The organism is Arthrobacter sp. MDT2-3 (assembly GCF_059090465.1).
In genome coordinates this window covers 1,189,308-1,199,986 of the sequence record NZ_JBNHFS010000001.1, presented here as the reverse complement: position 1 = coordinate 1,199,986, position 10,679 = coordinate 1,189,308, and the positions used below count along the sequence as shown (strand labels likewise).

The 10,679-nt window shown below is 64.2% G+C and carries 4 protein-coding genes; 1 reads left to right on the top strand and 3 read right to left on the bottom strand.

The window, feature by feature from the left end; translation table 11 throughout:
- Nucleotides 1-324 precede the first annotated feature (324 nt).
- The 3 genes from AC5RUQ_RS05615 to AC5RUQ_RS05605 are packed head-to-tail and all read right to left on the bottom strand — an operon-like array spanning nucleotide 325 to nucleotide 7,899.
- Entirely contained in the window at nucleotides 325-4,023 is a 3,699-nt protein-coding gene (locus AC5RUQ_RS05615; RefSeq protein WP_493946362.1) for a 1,4-alpha-glucan branching enzyme, read from the bottom strand.
- Nucleotide 4,024: 1 nt separating this feature from the next.
- Nucleotides 4,025-5,821 (bottom strand): maltose alpha-D-glucosyltransferase, encoded by a 1,797-nt coding sequence (treS, locus tag AC5RUQ_RS05610; protein WP_493946361.1) that lies wholly within the window; start codon nucleotides 5,819-5,821, stop codon nucleotides 4,025-4,027.
- The gene (locus tag AC5RUQ_RS05605; RefSeq protein WP_493946360.1) at nucleotides 5,818-7,899 is read right to left on the bottom strand and encodes an alpha-1,4-glucan--maltose-1-phosphate maltosyltransferase; all 2,082 of its coding nucleotides are present in this window, start codon (nucleotides 7,897-7,899) and stop codon (nucleotides 5,818-5,820) included. The genes treS and AC5RUQ_RS05605 overlap by 4 nt, the downstream gene beginning before the upstream one ends.
- 153 nt (nucleotides 7,900-8,052) lie before the next feature.
- Here AC5RUQ_RS05605 and glgP point away from each other — a divergent pair, with 153 nt between their 5' ends.
- Nucleotides 8,053-10,671: an alpha-glucan family phosphorylase gene (gene glgP, locus AC5RUQ_RS05600; RefSeq protein ID WP_493946359.1), complete on the top strand. Its 2,619-nt coding sequence runs from the start codon at nucleotides 8,053-8,055 to the stop codon at nucleotides 10,669-10,671.
- The last annotated feature ends 8 nt before the right edge of the window (nucleotides 10,672-10,679 follow it).

Below are 10,679 nucleotides of genomic sequence, written 5' to 3'. Positions count from 1 at the left end.
CTTGGCACACTATTGAGTTCTCAAACAACAGACACACCCGGCACCACCCAACCAAACGGTTCAGGATCGCTCCGGAGCAACTTTTCAAACTTACCCGCTGGACTCTCACTTGTCAAACCGGCGTCCGCGACACTCTTCAGCTTGAGGCTTGGTTGTCGGTTTTTCCGTCTGACTTCGTGGAGCAGCGCGGAAATAAACTCTACCACCACTCTGCGGAGATAGCCAACCGGCCCCTTCGGCCACTCCCGGGCAGGCGGACAGAATAGCGAAAAGGCCCGGAACCACAAGGATTCCGGGCCTCTTTCGAAGAAGTTCAAGCAGGAATCAGGCGGACGTTGCTGATGCCGGCTTGAAGTACGCAGCACCGAGCGGTGGCAGGGTCACGCTCAAGGTGGCCGGCTGTCCGTCCTGCCCCTCATCCGTCGCCTTCAGCTCACCGGCGTTCAGCACACCTGAGCCGCCATAGGTGGTGGCATCAGTGTTCAGCACTTCTGTCCACGCCCCCGGCTCAGGTACTCCCAGGGTGTAACCAGCGTGCGGCGCGCCCGAGAAGTTGATGGCACAGACCAGGGGGTTGCCCTCTTTGTCCCAGCGAATGAACGAGAGCACATTGCGCTCCGCGTCTCCCCCGTTGATCCACTGGAAGCCGCCGGGCTCGTTATCCCGGGAGTAGAGAGCGGGCGTGGAGGCGTAGAGCTCGTTGAGGTCCTTGGTCAGCAACTGCAGTCCCTTGTGAGCGGGGATATCGGCGAGCCACCAGTCGAGCCCGTGCTGTTCGGACCACTCCGCTTCCTGGCCGAACTCAGTGCCCATGAAAATGAGCTGCTTGCCCGGGTGAGCCCACTGGTAGGCGAAGAAGGCTCGCAGGTTGGCCAGCTGCTGCCAACGGTCGCCGGGCATCTTGCGGAGCATGGAGCCTTTGCCGTGGACTACCTCGTCATGGCTGATGGGGAGCAGGAAGTTTTCCGTAAAGGCGTAAACCAGGGAGAACGTCACGGTGCCGTGGTGCCACCTGCGGTTCACCGGGTCCTCGGACGCGTACTTGAGCGAGTCGTGCATCCAGCCCATGTTCCACTTGAGGCCAAAGCCCAGTCCACCGTGGCTGGTGGGTGCCGTAACGCCGGGGAAGGCTGTGGACTCTTCGGCAATCATGACAGCCCCGGGGTGTGTCTTGTACACCGTGGCGTTGACTTCCTGCAGGAACGAGATGGCTTCGAGGTTTTCCCGGCCGCCGAACCGGTTGGGCCGCCACTGACCCTCTTCGCGCGAGTAGTCCAGGTAGAGCATGGAGGCCACAGCATCCACGCGCAGGCCGTCGATATGGAACTCATCCAGCCAGTACAGGGCGTTGGCCACGAGGAAGTTGCGGACCTCGGTGCGGCCGAAGTCGAAGATCAGCGTGCCCCAGTCAGGGTGCTCGCCTAGGGCGGGGTCGGCGTGCTCGTACAGGGGCTCGCCGTCGAACTGGGCCAAGGCCCATGCATCCTTGGGGAAGTGCGCGGGCACCCAGTCCAGCAGAACCCCGATGCCGGCCTGGTGGAGTGCGTCCACCAAGTACCGGAATTCGTCGGGGTGCCCGAACCGGGACGTGGGCGCGAAGTACGACGTGACCTGGTAGCCCCATGATCCACCGAAGGGGTGTTCCGCCACCGGCATGAATTCCACGTGGGTGAAGCCAAGCCACTTGACGTAGTCCACCAGTTCCTTGGCCAGTTCCCGGTAGCCGAGCCCAAGCTTCCACGAACCAAGATGGACTTCGTAGACGCTCATGGCCGAGTTGTGCGGATCCCGCTTGGCCCGGGCCTCCATCCATTCGTCGTCCTTGAAGGCGTATGAGGGCTCCACCACCCTCGACGCTGTCAGAGGGGGGACCTCGGTTCCGAAGGCAAGCGGGTCAGCCTTCTCCACCCAGTGGCCGGCCTTGGTGCGGACCTGGAATTTGTAGCACGCCCCTGCTGCAACCCCGGGAACGAAAATTTCCCACACGCCGGAGGAGCCAAGGGAGCGGAGCGAGTTTTCGCGCCCGTCCCACCCGTTGAAGTCACCAATAACGCGCACAGCCTGCGCGTTGGGGGCCCAGACAGCAAAGGACACACCGTCCACGTCTCCAAGGGACGACTTGTAGTGCTGGACATGGGCGCCCAGGACTTCCCAGAGTTTCTCGTGCCGGCCTTCATTAATGAGGTGCAGGTCAACTTCACCTACGGTGGGAAGGTAGCGGTAGGGTTCGTCCACGGTGACCGGCTCAGCACCGGGGTAGGTTACGGCCAGGCGGTAGTCCGGGACGTGCCCCTGCTGGAGCGGATCCATAACGGCCACCCACACGCCGTGGGCTTCATGCTCCATAGGGATTTCGCCGGCTGCAGTGATGACCGTAACGGCCTCCGCCAGATGCTTCACGGTACGGATGGTGACGTGGCCGTAGTCGTCCAGGTGCGCGCCCAGGATGGAATGGGGGGCGTGGTGTTCACCGTTCGCGATCTTGCCCAGGGTGCCCGCATCCACGTGCAGCGGCACCCCCGGACGGTCCGTTCGTGCTGAGCCTGTCATTTCGTTACCTTCCGATGCTGCCCCGGCCTGGTCGCCGGCGCCGTTACCGCTGAGGAGCCGCCTGGAGGCGTTCACAGGGATCGCCAGCCAGTCGGGCCTGTTACGCATTTCATAAACTACTTCGTACAGTGCCTTGTCCAGCCACAATGCCACAAACAGGGGCGAGTCCCGGTCCACGGTGCCGGGCGTGACACCCGCATATCCGGCAAGGAAGGCCTCGGCGCAGTCGTCGACCCAGGAGGCCGGCACTTTGGCGCCTTCCTGTTCACGATGGGCAGCTCCCGCCGCGTAGTCGAAGGACCGCAGCATCCCGACGACGTCCCGCAGGGGAACGTCGGGAACGTTGCGCTCCGCAATGGGACGCAGCGGTTCGCCTTCGAAGTCGAGGATCGCCCACCTGGGCGCGTTGCCCGCCTGGCCCGGGACCTGGAGGATCTGGCCAAGGTGGAGGTCGCCGTGGATCCGCTGGAGCGGACCGGCAGCAACGCCGTCGAGTCCGCGCAGGAGGTGGTCCAGCGCGTCGTCGTAGGGGCCGACGGCGGAGGCGGCTTCCGCCCAGGCCTGCCGGACGCGCTGGGCTACTGCAGGGGCAATCACTTTGCCGGGTTCGGCCTCCGCCGATTGCCCGAGTGCTTCTGCAAGGCGGCGATGGACCGTCGCCGTGGCGGCGCCCAAGGCGCGGGCCTCAGCCGTAAAGTCGATTCCGGACCTGGCCGCGTCAACAGCCAGCCGCCAGGCATCGCGCCCGCCGGCCAGGAACTCATGGGCCACCGCCAGCTCGCCCTGGACGTAACGGGAACCGGAGCCCGGCCCGTCGGAAGAAGGCGTGCCCTGGGCCAGCCACTCGCCGCGGACCCAGCCCAGGGTCGCCGGAACTTCCGTAGTCCCCGCGGACGTGAGGGCAGCACCCACCTCAACCTCGGGGTTTGTCCCTTCCGACAGGACGCGGAAGAACTTCACGATGGCAGCCGATTCGCCGTCGTCCACAATTACTGAACTGTTGGACTGCTCCCCGGAAAGGACCTTCACCACCCCGCGGGCCGTGGGAAGGCGGTGGTCTCCTGGAGCCCGGAACCCGGAGGCGGTACCGCTGGGGGCCTTGTCCTCGCTGCGCATCAGGTCAAGCCAGGCGCCCACAAAATCGGGATCGTGCACGGCATCGTAAACCCAGGGCCTGGATGGATCCGTCCCGGCGGCCTCGCCAACCAGCGCGCGTTCCATCCCGGCGGCTGGCGCCGGCCGGAAACTCAAGGGGACCTGGACGACGTCGGTACGTCGGCCGCCGTCGGCTCCCCGGGTGGCCACCTTCAGGAGGAAGACTGCGAGCCCTGCGTGGCCGGAAGGATCGTCCAGCCCCAGGCTGCCTGCCTGGGACAGCTCGAAGGCGGGCGTCTTCACGGGGAACCAGCGCTGCCTTGGAAGCCATTCCTGAAGCAACGCGGTGAGGGCGGGGGTAAGGATGGGCTGGTTCATGTCAGTTCTCAATCGAGAGGATCGGCATTGCCTGCGTATAGGGGGACGAAGGATTGGACGCTGCCGACCGGATCCTCAGCCAGAAGAAATCGTGGCTGCCGAGAGTCAGCGTCAGCGTCCCGTCCTCGTTGATGCCAGGAAATGGCTGGCCGCCAAATACATCACGAAGGCCGCGCCCACCGTAATCGGGGATACGCAGCCGTGCGGCCACTGGATGCTGCGAGAGGTTGAATGCACACAGAATGGATTCGCCGTCCAGCCCCGCGGCGTTGCCGCTGGGCAACTCGCGGAGGTAGGCCAGGACGGCGTCATGGTCGGCCTCAACGTGTTTAAAGGAGCCCAGGCCGAAAGCGGGATGGTTCTTGCGGACGCTCAGGATCTGGCGCGTCCAGCGCAGCAGCGACCCCGAGTGGGCGGCCTCGGCCTCAACGTTTGCCATGTTGTAGTTGTAAACCAGGGACTGGATGACCGGCAGGTAGAGCTTGCCCGGGTCCGCGTTGGAGAAGCCCGCGTTCCGGTCGGGGTTCCACTGCATGGGCGTCCGGACGGCGTCCCGGTCTTCAAGCCAGATGTTGTCCCCCATGCCGATCTCGTCCCCGTAGTACAGGAACGGGCTGCCAGGAAGCGACAGCAGCAGGGCGTTGATCAGTTCAATCTCCGCCCGGGAGTTGTCGAGCAAGGGTGCGAGCCGGCGCCGGATGCCGATGTTGGCACGCATCCTGGGATCCGGTGCATACCAGCCGAGCATGGCTGCGCGCTCATCGGCGGTCACCATTTCAAGGGTCAGTTCGTCGTGGTTCCGCAGGAAGGTGCCCCACTGGGCGCCGTCGGGAATGTTCGGCGTGTCCTGCATCGTCTCGATGATGGGCGCAGCCTTTTGGTCCCGAAGCGCGTAGTACAGCCGCGGCATGATCGGGAAGTGGAACGCCATGTGGCACTCGGGTTCAGCTTCCGTCCCGAAATACTCCACCACCTCATTGGGCGGCTGGTTCGCCTCGGCAATAATGACGCGCCCCGGGTAGCTTTCGTCCACCATGGCCCGCAGCTTGCGGAGGAACTCATGGGTGGCCGGCAGGTTCTCGCAGTTGGTCCCCTCTTCCTCGAAGAGGTAGGGGATGGCGTCGGCGCGGAACCCGTCGATGCCCTGGTCCAGCCAGAACCGGACCACGTCAAAAAGGGCGTCGATGACCTTGGGATTCTCGAAGTTCAGGTCCGGCTGGTGGCTGAAGAATCGATGCCAGAAGAACTGCCGGCGGATGGGGTCGAAGGTCCAGTTTGATTCCTCGGTGTCCACGAAGATGATCCGGGCGTCCTGGTACTTCTCGTCCGTGTCGCTCCAGACGTAGAAGTCGCCGAACGGTCCGTCCGGGTCCTTCCGCGACTCCTGGAACCAGGGGTGCTGGTCGGAAGTGTGGTTCAGTGGCAGGTCGATGATGACCCGCACTCCCCTGGCATGTGCCTCGGCAACCAGCCGCTTGAAATCCGTAATGGTGCCGAACTCGTCCAGGACCGAGTTGTAGTCGGAGATGTCGTAACCACCGTCGCGCAGCGGCGACTGGAAGAACGGCGGCAGCCAGAGGCAGTCCACGCCCAGCCACTGCAGGTAGTCGAGCCTGTCGATGAGGCCCGAGAAATCCCCGGAACCGTCACCGTTGGCATCCGCAAAAGCTCTGACGAGGACCTCGTAGAAAACGGCTTTCCGGTACCACAGCGGATCGTGCTGCAGGCCCGGCGCATTCAGTTCGAAGGTGCTCTTCGGCGTGAAATGCTGTCCCGAACTTTGCGGATTAAAACTCACTGATGCATTCTCCTCACGCTGAGGATGTGCGCGGGCTCAACATGCGGGTCCAGGCGTACGTAGTTGTACTCGCCCCATTCCCAGCTTTCACCGGAGATGAGGTCGTCCACGTGGAAGCCGCCGTTCGCGGTGAGGTCCTGCGGGTTCAGCTCCAGGGCCGCAAGGTCCAGCGATACACTGCATTCCTTGGTCACGTGGGGATCCAGGTTGACCACCACGATGATGGTGTCCTTGGATCCGTCGGCGAGGGTCTTGTGCTTGGAGTACACCACTGTTGAATCGTCAGTGCTGTGATGCACCGTCAGGTTCTGCAGGTCCTGCAGCGCCGGATGCGTGTGCCGCAACTCGTTCAGCCGGGTGATGTACGGAGCAAGAGTCCGCCCTGACTGGGCGGCCGCGTCCCAGTCCCGTGCCTTGTACTCGAACTTCTCGTTGTCGATGTACTCCTCGGCGCCCGGCCGGGCGACGTGCTCGTACAGCTCGTACCCCGCGTAGACACCCCACAGCGGGCTTGCCGTGGATGCCAGGGCCGCCCTGATCTTGAACGCAGCCGGCCCGCCAAACTGGAGGTATTCCGTGAGGATGTCCGGCGTGTTCACAAAGAAGTTGGGCCGGAAGAAGGCCGACGACTCGTGGCTGACCTCGTTGAAGTACTGCTCGATTTCCTTCTTGGTATTGCGCCACGTGAAGTAGGTGTAGGACTGCTGGAAGCCGGCACGGCCCAGCGCGTGCATCATGGCGGGACGCGTGAAAGCCTCAGCGAGGAACACAACCCCCGGAACCTGCTTATCCACCTGGGCAATAAGCCACTCCCAGAACCACACGGGTTTGGTGTGCGGGTTATCCACCCGGAAAATCTTGACGCCGTGACTGACCCAGAGCAGGACAATACGGAGAATTTCGTTGGAGAGCCCCTCCGGGTCATTATCGAAATTGAGCGGATAAATGTCCTGGTACTTCTTGGGCGGGTTTTCCGCGTAGGCAATACTGCCGTCCACCCGGGTGGTGAACCATTCCGGATGCGACTCAACCCACGGATGGTCCGGGGCGGCCTGCAGTGCAAGGTCCAAAGCCACTTCCAGGCCGAGGTCATTGGCCCGGGCTACAAAGGCGTCAAAATCCTCAAAGGTCCCAAGGTCGGGGTGGATGGCATCGTGGCCGCCCTCCTTCGCGCCGATGGCCCAGGGCGAGCCTGGATCGTTCGGGCCTGCGATGAGTGTGTTGTTGGGCCCCTTGCGGTGCTGGACGCCGATGGGATGGATGGGCGGCATGTAGATGACGTCAAAGCCCATGGCGGCGACGGCGTCAAGCCGTTGCGCGGCGGTGCGGAAGTTTCCCGAAGTCCAGGTGCCCGTGGTGTGGTCCTTGACTGCGCCTTCAGAGCGGGGGAAGAACTCGTACCAGGCTCCGCGGCCGGCCAGGTCCCGCTCAACCAGCAAAGGGTACTGCTCGGAGACGGTGACCAGCTCGCGGATCGGCTGGTGCGCAACAACGCCGGTGACTGCGTGGCTGAATCCGGCCCCGAGGCGCTCCTCCGTGCTGAGGGAAGGGTCAGCGAGCTTGTCCGCGGCCTCGCGGAGAACACCCCTGTCCCAATCGCTGCGGGATTCGTCCCTGGCAGCTTCGTGGAGCAACGCGGCACCCTCCGCGAGCATCAGCTCGACGTCGATGCCAGCTTCCACCTTCACTTCCGCGTTGTGGTGCCACGTGCCGTAGCGGTCGTGCCAGGCTTCGATGAAAAAGGACCAGTTGCCCGTGTCCGACGGCGTGAGGACGCCTTCCCAACGGTCCGTCCCCATGCCGCGTTCCCCGCGGGGCGGCGCCAGCCTGATGCGCTGCCGTTCCTGGCCCGCCGGGTCCAGGAGCACTGCACTGACCCCAAGCTGGTCGTGCCCCTCCCGGAACGCGGTGGCGCCCACCACGATTCCCTCGCCAGGCAAGGCCTTGGCAGGAAACTTTCCACCCTCGACCACGGGCTGCACAGCCGTGATGGGGAAACGTCCAAACCGCAGGCCGTCCGTGATGCGGCCCTGCGGCTTTTCCTTCGATGCGGCAATGGTTCCTGAGTTAGTCGTCACAGGCTCGACGTTAGCGAGAAATGAGCCGGAATGCTAAGCCTGCGCACTATTTTCGTTGCGGCCCGTGTCATTTCCTCCACGCGAAGAGTCATTTATCCAAAAGAAACGCGGGGTTGGTTCCGGCCGCGCATGTTGTCGGTTAGTGTGACGCAGGTGAAGGCAATCCGCAGATTTACGGTCCGTACAGTCCTCCCCGAACCAATCCGGCCGCTGGCCCGGTTGGCGAGTAATTTGCGCTGGTCCTGGCACCGCCCCACCCGGGAACTCTTCGCCGGGCTGAACCCGCGGCTTTGGGTGGAAAGCGGTGAGGATCCCGTCGGTTTCCTGGGCCTGGTGAGCCGCGAAGAGTTCCAGCAGCTTGCCGCAGACCAGTCGGTGGTGGACCGTGTCCGCACCGCCGAGAAGGACCTTGACCGGTACCTCGAGGAGCCCCGCTGGTACCAGAGCCTGGGCCCGGACGCGCCGGCGTCGATTGCCTACTTCTCCCCCGAATTCGGTATCACCGAAGTCCTCCCCCAGTACTCCGGTGGCCTGGGCATCCTGGCCGGCGACCACCTCAAGGCCGCCTCGGACCTGGGCGTGCCCCTGATCGGTGTTGGCCTGCTCTACCAGGCCGGATACTTCAAGCAGTCACTGTCCCGGGACGCCTGGCAGCAGGAAACCTACCCGGTCCTGGATCCGGACGGCCTGCCGCTCACCCTCCTCCGCGAGCCTTCCGGCGACGGCAACGGCCAGCCGCTGCAAGTTTCCCTGCCGCTCCCCAACAACCGGCGACTGCTGGCACACATCTGGCGCGCCGACGTCGGACGCGTCCCCCTGCTCCTCCTGGACTCAAACGTTCCGGGCAACGACGAAGCGGCCCGCAGCATCACGGACCGTCTCTACGGCGGCGGCGGTGACCACCGGCTCCAGCAGGAACTGCTGCTGGGCATGGGCGGGGTCAAGGCGCTCCGCGCCTTCCAGAAGCTCACGGGAACCCCTGCTCCGGAAGTGTTCCACACCAATGAAGGCCACGCCGGTTTCCTGGGCATTGAGCGCATACAGGAACTGATGGCCGGGGACGAGGCACTGACCTTTGATGAGGCCTTGGCTGCCGGCCGCGCCTCCACCGTTTTCACCACGCATACCCCGGTGCCGGCCGGCATCGACAGGTTTGAAATCTCCCAGATCCACCACTTCTTCCAGTCGGGGCTTGCACCGGCTGTACCGGTGGACCGCATCCTGGAGCTTGGCCGCGAAAATTACGCGAACGGCACCCCGTCCGTTTTCAACATGGCCGTGATGGGCCTGCGGCTGGCACAGCGGGCAAACGGTGTTGCCAAGCTGCACGGCGAAGTGTCCCGCGGGATGTTTTCCGCACTGTGGCCCGGGTTCGACCACTCAGAAGTGCCCATCACTTCCGTCACCAACGGCGTGCACGTGCCCACCTGGGTGGACAGCCGTATTTCAAAGCTTGCCCGGGACCAGTTCGGCAGCGAAGCTGAAGCGCTGGGCCGCTGGGACCTCGCCTACAACGTCAGTGACGCCGACGTATGGGCGCTGCGCCGTGAAATGCGGGTTGCGCTGGTTGAGGACGTCCGCCGCCGGCTCCGTGCAGCCTGGAAGAAACGCGGTGCGGCCGACGCTGAGCTGGGCTGGACGGACAACGTGCTGGACCCGGACATACTCACCATTGGGTTCGCCCGCCGCGTTCCCACCTACAAGCGGCTTACCCTGATGCTGCGCGAGCCGGAACGGCTCAAGGCACTCCTGCTGCACAAGGAACATCCCATCCAACTGGTCATCGCCGGAAAGTCCCACCCCGCTGATGACGCGGGGAAGAAGATGATCCAGGATCTGGTCACCTTTACCGATGACCCGGAAGTCCGGCACCGCATTGCCTTCCTGCCGAACTACGACATCGGAATGGCACGGACGCTCTTCCCTGGCTGCGACGTCTGGCTGAACAACCCGCTGCGGCCGCTTGAGGCCTGTGGAACGTCCGGCATGAAGGCGGCGCTCAACGGTTCGCTGAACCTGTCGGTCCTCGACGGCTGGTGGGATGAGATGTACGACGGCGAGAACGGCTGGGCGATTCCCACGGCCAACAACGACGCATCGCCGGAGGAACGCGACGATATCGAAGCCGCCGCCCTCTACGAGCTGCTCGAGACGCAGGTTGCCCCGCGGTTCTACGGCATCACCGTGTCCGAAGGCGCAGGCGCAGCCGGTCCGTCGACGTCGGGTACCGAGAAGGTGCCCACCCACTGGGTATCGATGATCAAGCACACCCTCTCGCACCTTGGTCCGGCGGTTTCGGCCGACCGCATGCTGCGTGACTACGTGAACATCCTCTACCGCCCGGCAGCGGAGGCCGGCCGGAATGCCGGCGCCAACTCCTACTCCCAGGCACGCACCCTGGCAGCGTGGACCGCAAAGGTCCGTGCAGCCTGGCCGCAGGTGCACGTGGAGCACGTTGACTCCGTTGGGGTTTCCGAGGACCCGCAGATCGGTGACATCCTCCAGGTCAATGCCTACGTATCGTTGAACAGCCTCACCCCGGACGATGTCAGCGTGGAGGTGGCCTACGGCAGGGCGGAGGAAAACGACACCTTGGCGGACATCACGGTGATGGAACTGAAGGTCCAGGAAGACCTGGGCAGCGGCCGGCACCTGTTCAGCGGCTCGCTGCTGATCGACCGCTCCGGGTCCTTTGGGTACACCGTACGTGTGCTGCCGCGGCATGACGCGCTGGCGTCGAAGGCTGAGCTGGGCCTGATCGTCAACGCGTAAGAGGCAGG

Bases quoted from the DNA above. Each gene is read 5' to 3' on its own strand.
- AC5RUQ_RS05615 (WP_493946362.1), bottom strand. From the start codon at position 4,023: ATGAACCAGCCCATCCTTACCCCCGCCCTCACCGCGTTGCTTCAGGAA.